Annotated in this window: 16 protein-coding genes; 4 read left to right on the top strand and 12 right to left on the bottom strand. The window is 71.0% G+C overall.

Annotated features, from left to right (window positions below):
• Nucleotides 1-450: 450 nt before the first annotated feature.
• Nucleotides 451-582, top strand: a complete 132-nt coding sequence (locus ACZ3TS_RS27510) for a hypothetical protein (protein ID WP_467622937.1) — start codon at nt 451-453, stop codon at nt 580-582.
• Nucleotides 579-1,577: a tryptophan--tRNA ligase gene (gene trpS / locus ACZ3TS_RS27505; protein ID WP_467622934.1), complete on the top strand. Its 999-nt coding sequence runs from the start codon at nt 579-581 to the stop codon at nt 1,575-1,577. Before ACZ3TS_RS27510 ends, trpS begins: the two co-directional genes overlap by 4 nt.
• Nucleotides 1,578-1,621: 44 nt before the next feature.
• Here trpS and proC read toward each other — a convergent pair whose 3' ends face one another.
• The 7 genes from proC to ACZ3TS_RS27470 form a co-directional block, all read right to left on the bottom strand.
• Nucleotides 1,622-2,431, bottom strand: a complete 810-nt coding sequence (proC, locus tag ACZ3TS_RS27500; RefSeq protein ID WP_467622931.1) for a pyrroline-5-carboxylate reductase — start codon at nt 2,429-2,431, stop codon at nt 1,622-1,624.
• Between the two features lie 164 nt (nt 2,432-2,595).
• Complete coding sequence (locus tag ACZ3TS_RS27495) at nt 2,596-3,369, bottom strand: ABC transporter permease (RefSeq protein WP_467622928.1); 774 nt, start codon at nt 3,367-3,369, stop codon at nt 2,596-2,598.
• Nucleotides 3,366-4,184, bottom strand: coding sequence for an ABC transporter ATP-binding protein (locus ACZ3TS_RS27490; protein WP_467622925.1), 819 nt, complete (start codon nt 4,182-4,184; stop codon nt 3,366-3,368). Before ACZ3TS_RS27490 ends, ACZ3TS_RS27495 begins: the two co-directional genes overlap by 4 nt.
• 67 nt (nt 4,185-4,251) lie before the next feature.
• Nucleotides 4,252-5,028 (bottom strand): class I SAM-dependent methyltransferase, encoded by a 777-nt coding sequence (locus ACZ3TS_RS27485; protein ID WP_467622924.1) that lies wholly within the window; start codon nt 5,026-5,028, stop codon nt 4,252-4,254.
• Between the two features lie 114 nt (nt 5,029-5,142).
• Complete coding sequence (locus tag ACZ3TS_RS27480) at nt 5,143-5,634, bottom strand: EamA/RhaT family transporter (RefSeq protein WP_467622921.1); 492 nt, start codon at nt 5,632-5,634, stop codon at nt 5,143-5,145.
• Between the two features lie 46 nt (nt 5,635-5,680).
• Entirely contained in the window at nt 5,681-6,025 is a 345-nt protein-coding gene (locus ACZ3TS_RS27475; RefSeq protein WP_467622919.1) for a hypothetical protein, read from the bottom strand.
• 21 nt (nt 6,026-6,046) lie between these two features.
• Entirely contained in the window at nt 6,047-6,370 is a 324-nt protein-coding gene (locus tag ACZ3TS_RS27470; protein ID WP_467622916.1) for an SH3 domain-containing protein, read from the bottom strand.
• A 182-nt stretch (nt 6,371-6,552) separates the two neighbouring features.
• Between ACZ3TS_RS27470 and ACZ3TS_RS27465 the strand changes: the two genes are divergently transcribed.
• Nucleotides 6,553-8,646 (top strand): serine/threonine-protein kinase, encoded by a 2,094-nt coding sequence (locus ACZ3TS_RS27465; RefSeq protein ID WP_467622913.1) that lies wholly within the window; start codon nt 6,553-6,555, stop codon nt 8,644-8,646.
• Nucleotides 8,647-8,720: 74 nt separating this feature from the next.
• Here ACZ3TS_RS27465 and ilvD read toward each other — a convergent pair whose 3' ends face one another.
• The 4 genes from ilvD to ACZ3TS_RS27445 all read right to left on the bottom strand — a co-directional run bounded on the left by ilvD (nt 8,721) and on the right by ACZ3TS_RS27445 (nt 13,337).
• Nucleotides 8,721-10,574 carry a dihydroxy-acid dehydratase gene (ilvD, locus tag ACZ3TS_RS27460; protein WP_467622911.1) on the bottom strand — a complete coding sequence of 618 codons (1,854 nt, stop codon included), beginning with the start codon at nt 10,572-10,574 and terminating at the stop codon, nt 8,721-8,723.
• A 145-nt stretch (nt 10,575-10,719) separates the two neighbouring features.
• On the bottom strand, nt 10,720-11,349 hold the full coding sequence (locus ACZ3TS_RS27455) for a TetR/AcrR family transcriptional regulator (protein WP_467622909.1): 630 nt from the start codon (nt 11,347-11,349) through the stop codon (nt 10,720-10,722).
• 16 nt (nt 11,350-11,365) lie between these two features.
• The gene (locus tag ACZ3TS_RS27450; RefSeq protein ID WP_467622907.1) at nt 11,366-12,190 is read right to left on the bottom strand and encodes a sugar phosphate isomerase/epimerase family protein; all 825 of its coding nucleotides are present in this window, start codon (nt 12,188-12,190) and stop codon (nt 11,366-11,368) included.
• A gap of 214 nt (nt 12,191-12,404) precedes the next feature.
• Nucleotides 12,405-13,337, bottom strand: coding sequence for a Ppx/GppA family phosphatase (locus ACZ3TS_RS27445; RefSeq protein ID WP_467622905.1), 933 nt, complete (start codon nt 13,335-13,337; stop codon nt 12,405-12,407).
• Between the two features lie 71 nt (nt 13,338-13,408).
• Between ACZ3TS_RS27445 and ACZ3TS_RS27440 the strand changes: the two genes are divergently transcribed.
• Complete coding sequence (locus ACZ3TS_RS27440; RefSeq protein ID WP_467622903.1) at nt 13,409-14,257, top strand: DUF3109 family protein; 849 nt, start codon at nt 13,409-13,411, stop codon at nt 14,255-14,257.
• A gap of 64 nt (nt 14,258-14,321) precedes the next feature.
• Here the strand turns inward: ACZ3TS_RS27440 and ACZ3TS_RS27435 are convergent, their stop codons facing one another.
• Nucleotides 14,322-16,052, bottom strand: a complete 1,731-nt coding sequence (locus ACZ3TS_RS27435; RefSeq protein WP_467622900.1) for an RNA polymerase sigma factor — start codon at nt 16,050-16,052, stop codon at nt 14,322-14,324.
• Nucleotides 16,053-16,283: the final 231 nt, after the last annotated feature.

Raw genomic sequence — 16,283 nt, 5'->3', positions numbered from 1 at the left:
GAACGGACGCTTCCTTTGTACTCACCCGAGAGACTCACTCTCGCGGCTTTCCTCCGGGCGCTTCCCTTCGGTGTTTCCGACTCTATCAGATCTTTTCTCGATCCGATTCCCGGCCGGAGCGGGTTGTCTTCCCGGCCGCTTGGCCGTTCCGACGAGTGAGACTTTAGCGGATTCCCGGCTCCCGAGCTAATCGGGGGCTGCGTCCTCACAGAAGTTCGAACGCGGATTCCTCATTCCGAAAATACGCATGCCTATACGCACGACGAAGCCTCGCCGATTGTCGGTAGGTACTTGCGGAATGGCCGCCCGGGGACCGACCGTGGTCGGCGCTCACGTCGGGCAACCCGGAGAACACTACGCATCGAGTGGGGGCGTGTCAAACCTCCTCCATGTGGGCTCCGGGAGGCGTACTCTCTTCCTCATGACTTCGCGTACGTGTAACCAGCAGTGGTGGGCCGCCTGAAGGCGGCCGGACTCACGTATGCGTTCAACGGCCGCCGCCTCGGCGGCCGTTCTCGTATCTCCCTCCAGGAGGGGCGGCCGACCGGTGGCAACGGCCCCGACCTGGAGGTGGAGAGATGACACGGGTGTTCAGCGGGATCAAGCCGACCGGGCATCTGACGCTGGGGAACTACCTGGGCGCCATGCGGCGGTGGGCCGACGTGGACCAGCACCGGGCCGACGCGCTCTTCTGCGTCGTCGACCTGCATGCCCTGACCGTGGACCACGATCCGGCGCGGGTGCGCCGGCTCAGTCGGCAGGCGGCGACACTGTTGCTGGCCACCGGGCTCGACCCGGAGCTGTGCACCGTGTTCGTACAGAGCCATGTGGACGAGCACGCCCGGCTGTCGTACCTGCTCGAGTGCGTGGCCACCGACGGCGAGATGCGGCGGATGATCCAGTACAAGGAGAAGGCCGCGCGGGAGCGGGAACGGGGCGGGAGCGTGCGGCTGTCGTTGCTGACGTACCCCGTGCTGATGGCGGCGGACATCCTGGCGTACGGGACCGATGAGGTTCCCGTGGGGGACGACCAGGTGCAGCACGTGGAGCTGACGCGGGACCTGGCGGTGCGGTTCAACCAGCGGTACGGGCACACGTTCGTGGTGCCTCGGGCGACCCGTCCGGAGGTCGCTGCCCGGGTCATGAGCCTTCAGGAACCGATGTCGAAGATGGGGAAGTCGGACGACTCGGGACCGGGGATCGTCTATCTGCTCGACGAGCCGGATGTGGTGCGGAAGAAAGTCATGCGGGCCGTGACCGACAGCGGGTCGGACGTCGTCTACGACCGGGAGGCACGCCCGGGGGTGGCCAACCTGCTGGAGATTCTGGCCGCGTGCGAGGGGCGGAATCCCGAGGACCTCAGCGGTGCGTACCAGTCCTATGGCGCGCTGAAGAAGGACACCGCCGAGGCCGTGGTCGAACTGCTGCGGCCGGTTCAGGAGCGGCACAGGGCGCTGTGCGCGGACCCCGGGTATGTGGACGAGGTGCTGCGGACCGGAGCCGAGCGGGCGAGAGGGATGGCCAGGCCGCGGGTGGACGCCGCGTACCGGGCGATCGGCTTGCTTCCGGCTGTGTGAAGGCCACAGGCCCACCGCCCAATTCCCGGCGGTGGGCCTGTGGGTCAGTTGTTGCCGGACGCCAGTTCGCGGCTGCGGTCCCGGGCGGCTTCCAGCGCGGCGATCAGCGCGGCACGCACTCCGTGGTTCTCCAGTTCACGGATGGCGTTGATCGTGGTGCCCGCGGGCGAGGTGACGTTCTCGCGGAGCTTCACCGGGTGCTCGCCGCTGTCGCGCAGCATCACCGCCGCGCCGATCGCGGACTGGACGATCAGGTCGTGGGCCTTGTCGCGGGGCAGGCCGAGCAGGATCCCGGCGTCGGTCATGGCCTCGACCAGATAGAAGAAGTACGCCGGGCCCGAGCCGGAGAGGGCGGTGCAGGCGTCCTGCTGGGACTCGGGGACGCGGAGCGTCTTGCCGACGGCGCCGAAGATCTCCTCGGCGTGGGTGAGGTGAGCCTCGGTGGCGTGGCTGCCGGCGGAGATGACGGACATGGCCTCGTCGACGAGGGCAGGGGTGTTCGTCATGACGCGGACGACCGGGGTGCCGGCGGCGAGGCGTGCCTCGAAGAAGGAGGTGGGGATGCCGGCGGCGCCGCTGATGACCAGACGGTCGGCGGGGACGTGCGGGGCGAGTTCGTCGAGCAGTGTGCCCATGTCCTGGGGCTTGACCGTGAGGATGAGCGTCTCGGCGGTCTTCGCGGCCTCGGCGTTGGTGACCGGGGTGACGCCGTGACGGGTGCGGAGCTCCTCGGCCCGTTCCCGGCGGCGGGCGGTGACCAGGAGGTCGGCGGGGGTCCAGCCGGCCCGGATCATTCCGCTGAGCAGGGCTTCGCCGATCTTTCCGGTGCCGAGGACTGCGACTTTCTGGGTCATGGTGCGGGTGCCCTCCGGGGGTTGCGTCGTCCGGGTTCATCCTCGCACCGGGTTCGCCGGCATGGTTCGGGTGTCCGGTGGGCGGACGTGGGTGGTTCCGGGGCGCCGTAGAGGGTTCTCGCCCCCGCCCCGCCCCAGCCCCTCCCCGGGGCTCCGCCGGATCGTCAGGCCGTCCGGCGTCGTAGCGTTGCCGCCCCCAGGCCCAGTACCAGCAGTGCGCAGCCCGCCACGACCGACGCGTCCCGTACGAACGTCGCCGTCATGTCCGTGTGCTTGAGGACCTGGTTCATGCCGTCCACCGCGTACGACATGGGCAGGACGTCCGAGATCGCCTCCAGCACCGGGTGCATGACGGAGCGAGGGGTGAACAGGCCGCAGAGGAGGAGCTGAGGAAAGATCACCGCGGGCATGAACTGGACCGCCTGGTATTCAGAGGCCGCGAAGGCGGAGACGAACAGACCGAGGGCCGTGCCGAGCAGGGCGTCCAGGAGGGCCACCAGGAGCAGCAGCCAGGGGGAGCCTGTGACGTCCAGGCCCAGGAACCAGACCGCGAGGCCGGTGGCCAGGGCCGACTGGATGATCGCCAGGGTGCCGAAGGCGAGGGCGTAGCCGGCGATCAGGTCGCCCTTGCCGAGCGGCATCGCGAGGAGGCGTTCCAGGGTGCCGGAGGTGCGTTCGCGCAGGGTCGCGATCGACGTCACCAGAAACATCGTGATCAGCGGAAAGATGCCGAGTAGCGAGGCTCCGATCGAGTCGAACGTGCGCGGGCTGCCGTCGAAGACGTAGCGCAGCAGGAGCAGCATCAGGCACGGGATGACGATCATCAGCGCGATCGTGCGCGGGTCGTGGCGGAGCTGGCGCAGGACGCGGGCGGCCGTCGCCGTCGTACGGGAGAGCGTCAGGGGACTCCCGGTCGGGTGCGGGGTCGTCGCGGTCATCGGACCGTCTCCTTTCCGGCCGTCTGCTCGGCCGCCGCTTCGTCGACCAGGTGCAGGAAGGCTTCCTCGACCGTCTCGGCTCCCGTCCGGGTGCGCAGGGCCTCGGGGGTGTCCTCGGCGAGGATCTCGCCCTCGCGCATCAGCAGGAGGCGGTGGCAGCGCTCGGCCTCGTCCATGACGTGGGACGAGATGAGGAGCGTGGCGCCGCGGTCGGCCGCGAGGGTGTGGAAGAGGGTCCAGAGGTCGCGGCGCAGGACGGGGTCGAGGCCGACCGTCGGTTCGTCGAGGACGAGGAGTTCCGGGGTGCCCAGGAGTGCGACCGCGAGGGAGACGCGGCTGCGCTGGCCGCCTGAAAGGTTGCCGGCGAGGGCGTCGGCGTGGGTGGTGAGGTCGACGTCGGCTATGGCCCGGGTGACGTTCGCACCGCGGCGGTCCGCGGCGGCTCGGCCGGGGTCGAGGACGGCGGCGAAGTAGTCGAGGTTCTGGCGGACCGTGAGGTCGTCGTAGACCGAGGGCGCTTGGGTGACGTAGCCGATGCGGGAGCGCAGGGAGGCGTCTCCGGCGGGGCGGCCGAGGACCTCCAGGGTGCCGCTCACCTTGGCCTGAGTGCCGACGATCGCGCGCATGAGGGTCGACTTGCCGCACCCGGAGGGGCCGAGCAGTCCGGTGATCCGGCCGCGCGGGACGGTGAAGCCGAGGCCGCGCAGGACCTTGCGGGGGCCGCGTACGACGGTGAGGTGTTCGGCACGGATGCCGGGGGTCGCGTGTCCCGGCTCCGGGTGGTCCGGCGGGCGCGGACGACTGATATTCATCATGCGATGAATATTGCGCGCGACGGGGCGGCCCGTCAAGCGGGTGGGGCCCCGGGCCGCCTCGGCGTGCCTAGGGTCGCCTCGCCACGATCAGCACGACGTCGTAGACCTCCTCGACGAGGCCGTCCGGGAAGACCTTGAGGAGGTGTTCCCGTTCCTGGGCGAGGAAGGCCCCCGTGCCCTCCGCGCCGAGCACGAGGAAGATCGAATGGCTGCCGATGTTGGCGAGGTGGGTGTCCACGGAGACCGAGCGATTCCAACGGACGACGCGATGGGTGTGGGCCGGCACCTCGGGCGCGCCTGCGAAGGCGAGTTCGGTACGGATGCCGCCGGCGCCGCTCTTGGAGGCGTACTCGGCACCGAAGTACCGCTTGATGCGGTCCGCCTGCTCGCCGATCCACGGCACGTCCTGGGCGTCGGTGTTCCACCACAGCGCGAGGGCGCCGCCCGGGCGCAGCACCCGCAGGGCCTCCGGTGCAGCGCGGGCGGGGTCGGTCCAGTGCCACGCCTGGGCGTAGGTGACGAAGTCGGTGGAGGCGGTGGCGAGCGGGAGGGCGTTGCCGTCGCCGCGCAGGAGGGGGACGGCGGGGAGCGTGCGGCGGAACTGGGCCGCCATGCCGTCGCCGGGCTCCACCGCGAGGACCTGGGCGCCGCGGGACTTGAGGAGGGCGGTGGCGATACCGGTGCCGGCACCGATGTCCGCCACGCGGGCGCCGGTGAGGGGGCGGTCGGCGAGCTCTTCCAGGACGTCGAAGAGGGCCGGCGGGTAGGAGGGGCGGTTCGCGGCGTACTGGGCCGCGGCGGCGTTGAAGGAACGGGCTCGAGTGGAGCGGGATGTGGCGCTCATACGCCCATGATGGCCGGGCCCGGGTGCCGGGGAGAGCGGGTATCGCCGGTGGGAGGGCAGGGGTCCCGCGGCCCGGGCCTGCCCGAGCGGTACCGGCCGGGCCGCGCCCGCCGGTCAGGAGCGACGCTTGCGGGACGGGTTGCGCGTACGCCGGGACGCGCGCTTTTCATGGGCGGCGCGGGACTTCTCGTACTCCTCACGGTGGAGCTTCTCGCCGGGGGCCTCGCTCAGTGAGCGGAAGAAATACGCGAGCAGCGAGCCTATGAAACCGATCGCCAGGAGGCCGCGGAGGGAGGCCTGCCGCTCGGGGTCGGGGCGCTTGGTGAAGGCTCCCCAGGTGCTGCTGAACGCCAGCGCGCTGCATACCGCGAACATGACGACGACCAGCAGGGTCACCGGTTTGCCGATATCGGCGATCTCGAGGCCCTGGTAAGCGAAGCGCAGGACGAGACAGGCAGCCGCGGCGGCGGCGAGCGACCCCACCGCTACACCGACACGGCGGGCCGCGTAGCCGCCGTCGTGATCCACCCAGGTCGTGCCGAAGAAGCGGATGGGTTCGGGGCGGGGTCCCCTGGGGGTGTCCGGAGTGCGGTTCTCATCGCTCACGCGTCGATTATCACTCCGGCTGCCCGGGGCCCCGCCGCCGTCCGGTTCAGGCGCAACGTGAGGCGACGTAGCCGTCGCTGCCCGTGTTCACATACGCGTCCGAGACGAACTCGCCGTCGCTGATGTTGTCCCAGATGTTCGACGTGCCGTAATAGCCCGACACCGTCGTACCCGGGGTCTGGCAGTAGATCGGGACCTTCGCGCCTTCGGGCAGGACACGCACGATGCTGTAACCGGTGCCGGGACCATTGCGCACATTGAGACGGGCGCCCGGGGCGACGTCGTAGTAGCGCAGCGCGGCCGCGTTCGCCGTGGCGGCCGAGCCCACCACCATGAGCAGGGCTCCGGCTGCGCCGGCGAGCAGGACGGATCTACGTCTCCGGGAAGTCATCGGGATCCTTCGGGTCGAGGGTCAGCCGCAGCGGGAGGCGACGTAGCCGTCGCTGCCCGTGTTCACGTACGCGTCCGAGACGAACTCGCCGTCGTCGATGTTGTCCCAGATGTTCGACGTGCCGTAATAGCCCGACACCGTCGTACCCGGCGTCTGGCAGAAGATCGGGACCTTCGCACCTTCGGGCAGGATGCGGACGATGCCGTACTGGGTCCCCGGCCCGCGGCGGACATTGAGACGGACGCCCGGCGCAACCGAGTAGTAGCGCAGGGCCGCCGCCGCGGCGGCCGTCGTGACGGCCTCCTCCTCGCCGCTCTCAGCCGCTTCGACGCGGTCAACAGACATGAAAAACCTCCCCCGTTGAACCCCATGACTGCCATGGGGTCTCGTTGATTCCCCTGAAGCACGCCACGAAACACATGTGCGCAACTTGCACACGGAGGCTAGCAAGCCGCCTCGGTCTCGTACGAGTCATCGACTAGGCTCCCTGAGTCGCGCGCGCGGACGAACAGCACGGGGGTGGTCCCATGGCGCCACAGCAGAACACCGGAGCGGGCGCGGAAGCGGAACTTCCCGAGTATGCCGGTCACTACCGCCTCGAATCGTGTCTCGGCTCGGGGGGCATGGGCGTCGTGCATCTGGCCCGGAGCGCATCCGGGATGAAGCTCGCGGTGAAGGTCGTGCATGCCGAGTTCGCCCGGGATCCCGAGTTCAGGGGGCGGTTCCGGCAGGAGGTGGCCGCGGCGCGACGGGTGAGCGGTGCCTTCACCGCGTCCGTGGTCGACGCAGATCCCGAGGCCGAACGGCCCTGGATGGCCACGCTGTTCATTCCGGGTCCGACTCTCTCCGACCATGTGAAGCGGAACGGCCCGATGCCTCCTGCCCAGTTGCGCCGTCTGATGGCGGGACTGGCCGAGGCGCTGCGCGACATCCATCGGGTCGGAGTCGTGCATCGCGACCTGAAGCCGAGCAATGTGCTGCTTGCCGAGGACGGCCCGAAGGTCATCGACTTCGGCATTTCTCGGCCAAAGGACAGCGAACTGCGCACGGAGACCGGCAGGTTGATCGGCACGCCTCCTTTCATGGCGCCCGAGCAGTTCCGTCGGCCGCGGGAGGTCGGACCCGCCGCCGACGTCTTCGCCCTCGGATCCGTGCTGGTGCACGCCGCGACAGGGCGGGGTCCGTTCGACTCCGACAGTCCGTACGTTGTCGCCTACCAGGTCGTGCACGACGAGCCGGACCTGACCGGCGTACCGGAGGATCTCGCGCCGCTGGTGCTGCGCTGTCTTGCCAAGGAGCCGGAGGAACGGCCCACTCCGGACGAGCTGATGCAGAAACTGCGGTCGGTCGCGGCTTCGTACGACACGCAGGCCTTCATACCGGCGCAGCGGACGGGCGGTGACACGCCGCCTCCCGGGCCCCGCGTCGCGGAGTCACAGCGCCCCGGCAAGTGGCGCAGCCTGCGCACGAAGATTCCTCTCGTCGCCGGGGCCCTCGTCCTCGTGGCGAGCGGTGTGCTCGCCTCGGTTCAGCTGCTCGGTGAGGAACCAGCTCCCTCGAAGGGCACGGCGCCCAGTACTGCCTCTGCGTTCCGTGCGTGGACGGCGAAGCCCGTGTCCGGAAAGGAAGGGGCGACACGGTGCTCGTACGGAGCGGGAAAGCTGCTCTGTGCCCGGACCGGCATGGTGTTCGCCCTCGATCCGTCCGACGGCGGTGTGCTGTGGCGCCACCCCGCCGCCACGACACGCTGGAGCGTTCCGCCGGTCCTGTCGGGTGGTCTCGTGCAGCCCCTCGCCGACCACGGCCGGCGACTGGAAGCGCTCGACCCCTCTTCGGGCAGGACGCGTTGGGAGCGGAAGGTGACCGCGTACAACTGGGCACAGCAGGCCGGGGGCATGCTCCTGCTGACCCACGCGGACGGCACCGTCACCGGCGTGGACGGCGCCTCCGGAGACCCGAAGTGGACCCGGACGACGCCGGGCCACAGCGCGCCGGTCTTCTCCTCCTTCGTCGGCGATCCGCTGGCGTACATGGCGAGCGCCTCCGGAGACGGGGCGAGCACGCACGTCACCGCCGTGGATCCCGTTACGGGGGATGTGCGCTGGGACGCCCGGCTGAAAGGCTCTCTGCAGCCCATCGGGGCCGTCGGCGGTTCCGTCTTCTTCCTCGCGCTCGACAACATCTACGGGGACACGCAGGCGGTGGTCCGCTACGACCCTCGGACCAAGTCGACGCGCAGGGTGGCGCTGCCCGTCTCCGGCCAGCGCGTCCACGCCACCGTGCACGGTGACGTCGTCTACCTGCTCGCCACCGGCGGATCCCTGGAGGCCGTCGACACGGCAACGGGCAAGCAGTTGTGGCACATCGAGACGTCGGTGAGCCGAGGTTCGGCGCCGGTCACCGACGGCCGTCACGTCTACATCAGCGCCGCGGACGGACGCCTGCTCGCCGTGGACGCCCGCAAGGGAACACTCGCCGGGCAGACTCCGGCGCGCCTCGGCACGAACACGGGCCAGGTGGTGGCCGCCCTGCCCGAACCCGTCATCGCCGACGGCCACGTCTACGCCACCGCCCCCGACGGCACCGTCTTCGCTGTGGACGCCCGCGACCCGTCGAACTGACTACCTGCGAAAGGACCACCCCCGAAGAAGCGGCCCTCCCGAAGTGCAGGCCTCAGCCCGGCAAGACGCAGACCTCAGCCCAGCTTGGAAACGTCCCGCACCGCACCCTTGTCCGCGCTCGTCGCCATCGCGGCATACGCGCGAAGGGCCGCAGAGACCTTGCGGTCGCGGTTCGCGGGGGCGTAGACGCCGTTCAGGGCGTCGCGACGGGTGGCAAGTTCCTCGTCGGACACCAGCAGCTCGATCGTGCGGTTCGGGATGTCGATGCGGACGCGGTCGCCGTCCTGGACCAGGGCGATCGTGCCGCCCGAGGCCGCCTCGGGGGACGCGTGGCCGATCGACAGGCCCGACGTGCCGCCGGAGAAGCGGCCGTCCGTGATCAGCGCGCAGGCCTTCCCGAGGCCCCGGCCCTTGAGGTACGAGGTCGGGTACAGCATCTCCTGCATGCCCGGGCCGCCCTTGGGGCCCTCGTACCGGATGACGACGACGTCGCCCTCCTTGACCTGCTGGGTAAGGATCTTCTGGACGGCCTCCTCCTGCGACTCGCAGACGACCGCGGGGCCCTCGAACGTCCAGATGGACTCGTCGACACCCGCCGTCTTGACCACGCAGCCGTCGACCGCGAGGTTGCCCTTGAGGACCGCCAGGCCGCCGTCCTTGGAGTACGCGTGCTCGGCGGAGCGGATGCAGCCGTTCTCCGCGTCGTCGTCCAGGGACTCCCAGCGCTCGGACTGGGAGAAGGCCTCGGCCGAGCGGACACAGCCCGGAGCCGCGTGCCACAGCTCCACCGCCTCCTGGGAGGGGGAGCCGCCGCGGACGTCCCACGTCTTGAGCCAGTCCGCCAGGGATGGGCTGTGGACCGCGTGGACGTCCTCGTTCAGCAGGCCCGCGCGGTGCAGTTCGCCGAGGAGGGCCGGGATGCCTCCGGCGCGGTGCACGTCCTCCATGTAGTACGTGCGGTTCTTGGCGACGTTCGGGGCCACCTTCGCCAGGCACGGGACCCGGCGCGAGACCTCGTCGATCTCCGCCAGGCCGAAGGGGACGCCGGCCTCCTGGGCCGCCGCCAGAAGGTGCAGGATCGTGTTCGTGGAGCCGCCCATCGCGATGTCGAGGGCCATGGCGTTCTCGAAGGCCGCGAAGGTGGCGATGTTGAGCGGCAGGACCGTCTCGTCGTCCTGCTCGTAGTAGCGGCGGGTGAGGTCCATGACCGTGCGGGCCGCGTCCTCGTACAGCGCCTTGCGGGCCGTGTGGGTGGCCAGCACCGAGCCGTTGCCGGGAAGGGAGAGGCCGATCGCCTCGGTCAGACAGTTCATCGAGTTGGCCGTGAACATGCCGGAACAAGAGCCGCAGGTCGGACAGGCGTTCTCCTCGATACGGAGGATGTCCTCGTCGGAGATCTTGTCGTTGGCGGCGTCGGCGATCGCGTCGATCAGGTCGAGCGTGCGGACCGTGCCGTCGACCAGGGTGGCCCGGCCGGACTCCATGGGGCCGCCGGAGACGAAGACCGTCGGGATGTTCAGGCGCAGGGCCGCCATCAGCATGCCCGGGGTGATCTTGTCGCAGTTGGAGATGCAGACCAGGGCGTCGGCGCAGTGGGCCTCGACCATGTACTCCACGCTGTCCGCGATCAGGTCGCGGGAGGGCAGGCTGTAGAGCATGCCGCCGTGGCCCATCGCGATGCCGTCGTCGACGGCGATCGTGTTGAACTCGCGCGGGATGCCGCCCGCCTCCTTGATCGCCTCGCTGACGATCCGGCCGACCGGCTGGAGGTGGGTGTGGCCCGGCACGAACTCCGTGAAGCTGTTGGCGACCGCGATGATCGGCTTCCGGCCGATGTCCGCACCGGGTACCCCGGAGGCGCGCATAAGGGCGCGGGCGCCCGCCATGTTGCGGCCATGGGTGACTGTGCGGGACCTCAGCTCAGGCATCGTCGCTCGCTCCTTCGGAGACTCTCGTCAGAGACGGTCGTCAGAGACTTCTGACCGGTAACGAGCGTACGCCGGTCATCCAGAGGTCGGGACGGAGTGTCCGGAATGCGGGATGCGTGTCTCGGCGATCCGGCTCCCGTGGGGTTCACGCTCCGGTCAGGTGCCCCTGCACCACCGGCGCCACCCGCGCGATGATCTGCTCCATGTCCGCCGACGCCAGTGGCTCTACCTTGATCACGTACCGGAGCATCGCACAACCCACGAGCTGCGCCGCCGCGAGCTCGGCGCGCAGCTCCGCGTCCGGTGGTTCCAGCTGGGCGGCGATGCGGCGCAGCAGTTGGGCGGCGATGAGGCGGCGGAAGACGGCGGCCGCGGTCTCGTTGTTCACGGCCGAGCGGACGATCGCCAGCAGGGGCGTGCGGGTGGTGGGGTTCTCCCATATACCGAAGATGAAGCGGGTGAGCCGCTCGCCGACCCCGTCCAGCGGGCCCTCGGCCAGCGCGGTCGGCGCGTTCAGCGCCGGCGCGAAGGCGACCTCGATGGCCGCCTCGAAGACCTGTTCCTTGGTGCCGAAGTAGTGGTGCACGAGCGCGGAGTCCACACCGGCGGCCTTGGCGATGCCGCGCACGGACGTCTTCTCGTAGCCGCGCTCGGAGAACTCCTCGCGCGCCGCCTGCAGGATCCGGTCCCGGGTGGCGGGGGCCGCCGCCGTCTCCGTACGACTGGGCCGTCCCCTGCCGCGGCGGACGGGACCCGCTCCGGTCGTCCTGTTCACCGGCACAACACCTCACTCACCCGCGCGGCACCTTCACGGCCGACGCCAGGTGCAGGCGCGTGAAGGCGAGAGCCTCCGCGAGGTCGGCCTCGCGCTCGGCACCGGACATGGCCCGGCGGGTGTTGACCTCGATGACGACGTGCCCGTCGAAGCCGGTGAGCGCGAGCCGCTCCAGGACCTCGGCGCAGGGCTGGATGCCGCGGCCGGGGACGAGGTGCTCGTCCTTGTTGGAGCCGTTGCCGTCGGCGAGGTGGACGTGGCCGAGGCGGTCGCCCATGCGGTCGAGCATGTGCAGGGGGTCCGTCCGGGCCGTCGCGGTGTGGCTGAGATCTATCGTGAAGTGACGGTAGTCGTCCCTCGTGACGTCCCAGTCGGGGGCGTACGCCAGCATTTCGCGGTCCCGGTAGCGCCACGGATACATGTTCTCTACGGCGAACCGCACATCCGTCTCGTTCGCCATGCGCCAGATGCCGTCGACGAAGTCGCGGGCGTACTGGCGCTGCCACCGGAAGGGCGGGTGGACTACGACCGTGCCGGCGTCGAGCTTCTCCGCGGCCGCACGGGCGCGCTGGAGCTTGACCCACGGGTCGGTGGACCAGACGCGCTGCGTGATGAGCAGACAGGGGGCGTGGACGGCCAGAACAGGGATCTGGTGGTAGTCGCTGAGCCGACGCAGCGCCTCGATGTCCTGGCTGACCGGATCGGTCCACACCATGACCTCGACCCCGTCGTACCCGAGGCGCGCGGCGATCTCGAAGGCCGTCGCCGTCGACTCCGGATAGACGGAGGCCGTCGACAGGGCGACCTTCGCATCCGGGATGCGTACCACTGGTTCTGCCACGAAGGACAGGGTACGGGGCACCGCATTGCCATGGAGGGCCCGTTGCGGTGCGAGGGGTGTGGGAAGGGGCACAGCGGCCGGATGTCCCTGCCCCGGACCTGCGCGCGGGCCCGCTCCGCCCGGACTCCCGCGGCACCCGTCGGCCGGGCCGCGGGGTCGACGGGATCACGGCGGGTGGCGGGAAGTCTTCCGCCGTCGGTCCCCGGGGCCGGCCCTAGCCCGTCGCCATGTGGTCGAGCCGCCGCAGGATCACGCCCTCCCGCAGCGCCCACGGGCAGATCTCCAGCGCCTCCACCCTGAACAGGTCCATCGCGCCCTCCGCGACCAGCGCCCCGGCGAGGAGCTGGCCCGCACGGCCGTCCGAGACACCCGGGAGGTCCGCGCGGTCGGCGGCCGTCATCGCGGAGAGCCTCGGCACCCACGCCTCCAGGGACTCCCGCTTCAGCTGCCGCTGCACGTACAGCCCCTCGGCGGATCGCGCCGCCCCGGCGAGGCGGGCGAGCTGCTTGAACGTCTTGGACGTGGCGACCACGTGGTCGGGCACCCCGAAGCGGCTGAACTCCCCGACCGTGCGCGCGATCTCCGTCCGTACATGGCGGCGCAGCGCCTTCACGTCGGCCGGGTCCGGCGGGTCCCCGGGCAGCCAGCCCGCGGTGAGCCGGCCCGCGCCCAGCGGCAGCGACACTGCGGCGTCGGGTTCCTCGTCGATGCCGTACGCGATCTCCAGCGAGCCGCCGCCGATGTCCAGGACGAGCAGCTTGCCCACCGACCATCCGAACCAGCGGCGGGCCGCGAGGAAGGTCAGCCTTGCCTCCTCCGCGCCGGTCAGCACCTGGAGCTCGACGCCGGTGGCGTCCTTGACCCGGGCCAGGACGTCGTCCGCGTTGCTCGCCTCGCGCACCGCGGAGGTGGCGAACGGCAGCAAATCCTCGACACCCTTGTCCTCGGCCGCCTGTAGGGCGTCCAGGACGACGGCGATCAGCTTGTCCACCCCGTCCGGGCCGATGGCCCCGCTGTCGTCGAGGAGCTGGGCGAGCCGCAGCTCCGCCTTGTGCGAGTGCGCAGGCAGGGGGCGTGCACCGGGGTGTGCATCCACCACCAGCAGATGCACCGTGTTCGAACCCACATCGAGGACACCGAGTCTCATGTACGGAACGCTACTGCCAGTACGACGATCCTCAGTCCCTGATGCTGTCCGGGGCCACTTACCCTGGATGCGTGCCAAAGACGAAAAAGGCGAAGCCCGACAAATCCTCCAGGGGATCGAAGGATTCTTCGCAGGCGAAGGCGTCCACGTCCAAGAAGGCCCCGAAGGTGAGCGACGAGAAGGGGCTCGACTTCGCGCGCGCGTGGGTGGAGTTCCCGGATCCGGCCGACGACGAGCAGGTCTTCCGGTGCGATCTGACATGGCTGACCTCGCGCTGGAACTGCATCTTCGGAAGCGGCTGCCAGGGCATCCAGGCGGGCCGCGCGGACGACGGGTGCTGCACGCTGGGAGCGCACTTCTCGGACGAGGACGACGAGAAGCGGGTGGCCGAGCACGTGGCACGGCTGACGCCGGAGATCTGGCAGAACCACGACGTGGGCCAGAGGACCGGCTGGGTCGCGGAGGACGACGAGGGCTCTCGGCAGACCCGGCCGTACCAGGGCTCGTGCATCTTCCAGAACCGTCCCGGGTTCCCGGGCGGCGCCGGCTGCTCGCTGCACATCCTGGCGCTGCGGGAGGGCCGCGAGCCGCTGGAGACCAAGCCGGACGTCTGCTGGCAGCTGCCGATCCGACGGACGTACGAGTGGATCGACCGGCCCGACGACACCCGGGTGCTGCAGGTGTCCATCGGCGAGTACGACCGCCGCGGCTGGGGGCCGGGCGGCCACGACCTGCACTGGTGGTGCACGTCGGCCACGTCGGCGCACGGCGCGGGCGAGCCGGTGTACGTCTCGTACCGGGCCGAGCTGACCGAGCTCATGGGCAAGGCGGGGTACGACCGCCTGGTCGAGCTGTGCGAGCAGCGTCTGGCCTCGCAGCTTCCGCTGGTGGCGCCGCACCCCGCGGATCCGGTGGACTGAAGGACGTGCCGGGGCCGTCGCCCTCGTCCGCTCGTGTCCCGTCCCACGCTCACGGTCGACCGGCCTATGAGGACGGGCTCGAGGTGCCGCTGTCGGTGGGGGACGGGGTGGAGGACGGCGGGTCGGAAGGAGACGGGCTCGTGGACGGCGGATCCGTCGGGGTCGGATCGCCGTGCGTGGGATCCGGGCTGCTCGAGGGCGGATCGCTCGGCGCGGGCTCGGAGGGAGTGGGGTCAACAGGAGTGGGCCGGGGGTCGGACGGGCCCGTCGGCCCACGACCGCTGATCGTGACCACGGCGCCCGCCGGGGCCACCGCCACACGCGCGTGCCAGGCGCCGGACGGCTCGCGGAGGTGGTCGACGTACACCCGGATCGTGAACGATTCGCCCGGTGCGAGGGTGCCCGATGACCGGTTCATGTAGAGCCAGGGGACGCCCGTGGACGCGGACCAGTGCACCGGTGAATCTCCGGACGCCGTGACTGTGATGAGGGTCGTGGTGCCGTCGTTTCGGGCTGCCACCGCCAGGTGTCCCGCCCCGGGGGTGCCCGTCTTCACACCGATGACCTCGACGGAGACGTCGGGCGCGCGGCCGTCCTTGCCGAAACGGAAGCCTGGTCTCGCACTCGCGTTGCCCGCGTTCTCGTAGTCGCCCGCGCCCTCGCCGCCGAGCGTCTCGGGGCCGTGCACCCCGCGTGCGGTGGCGGTGCGTCCGTCGGCGCCCTCGCCGGTGAGGGGGCCGCGGTAGGCGGCCCACAGGGCGAGCACCGGGGCCGCGACCACGGTGGCGACCACGGTCGTCGTGACGGCACGCGCGCGCAGCCGGTCACGGCGGGCCGCGTGGTCCTTCGGGTCCATGGGGAACCCGCGCCGGTCGAAGCGGGGAACACCGCCACGGGCACGGGAGGCATGCGCCAGGGCGACCTCCAGGGCCGCACGGGGCGCCTCGAGGACGGGGAGCGCGGCGGGCGTGACGCTGGTGCCGGGCCAGCCACCGGGAACCGCACGCTCGGCGGTTCGGCGGCAGCGTGGGCAGTCGTCGACGTGCCGGACGAGTTCCCGGCGCAGGGTGGCGCTGAGGACGAGCTGGTGGTCGCCGGTGAGGCGGGCGACGCTCGGACAGGTACCGGTCTCGACGACGGCGAGGGCGGCACGGGTGCGCTCCACCTCGCAGGCGGCGGAGGCGAGGAGTTCGCGGGCGGCGGCGAGGTCCATGCCGAGCACGGCGGCGACCTCGGTGGGGGCGAGCTGATGGCGTACGGCGAGTTCGAGCGCCTCGCGCTGCTCGGGGGTGGTGCCGGCGGCCTCCGGCCAGGCCAGCCGGGCCAGCTCCCGGCGGCGCTCCTCCTGGGTCTCCTCGGAGACGGGGACGGCTCCGGCCGCTTCGGCGGCGCGCCGGTCGGCGACCTCCTTGTGCGCGCGGGGGCCGCGGTCCCGCCCGGCGGCGTGGCCGGCCTGGCGGCGGCGCCGGGCCTCGGCGAGCCGACGCAGACAGGACCAGCGGGCGAGGGCGTACAGCCAGGCGCGGCGCTCGTCGGAGGCTTGCGAGCCGCGGGTGCCGCGGCGCTCGGCGAACGCCAGGGCGTCCCCCAGGGCGGCGGTCGCCGCGTCGTGATCGCAGAGCACGGACAGGCAGTAGGTGAAGAGGCCGTCCAGGTAGGGGTCGTAGCGCGCGGACGGGCGCTGCGCCGCTGTGCGGGTGTTCGCGCCACGAGGCGCCCTGCCCCGCTTGCGCGTGTCTCTACGCGCCGGGTGTGCGCCGCTGGCGTGCGTGGAGGTCTCCGGCCTGCTGCTCATCACCTGTGCGACCGTAGGCGCCGACGGGTGGTGCCTTCTGCCCCCTTGCGCACTTTTACTCCGTACGGGTGAAACGATCCCTCATAAGGGGCCACGAACGGCCGGTTCCGCGGCTCGCCCAGGTCGGCTGCGGCGGGAGTGTGGACGACGGCCGCCGATGAACTCGCTGTCCTGCCGGCACCCGCCCCCGCGGGGCCCGTCCCGCATGACCTACGTCGCATCCGCCGCCGT

Source organism: Streptomyces sp. NPDC022910, from assembly GCF_055561075.1.
This window is presented reverse-complemented; position numbering and strand designations above follow the sequence as displayed.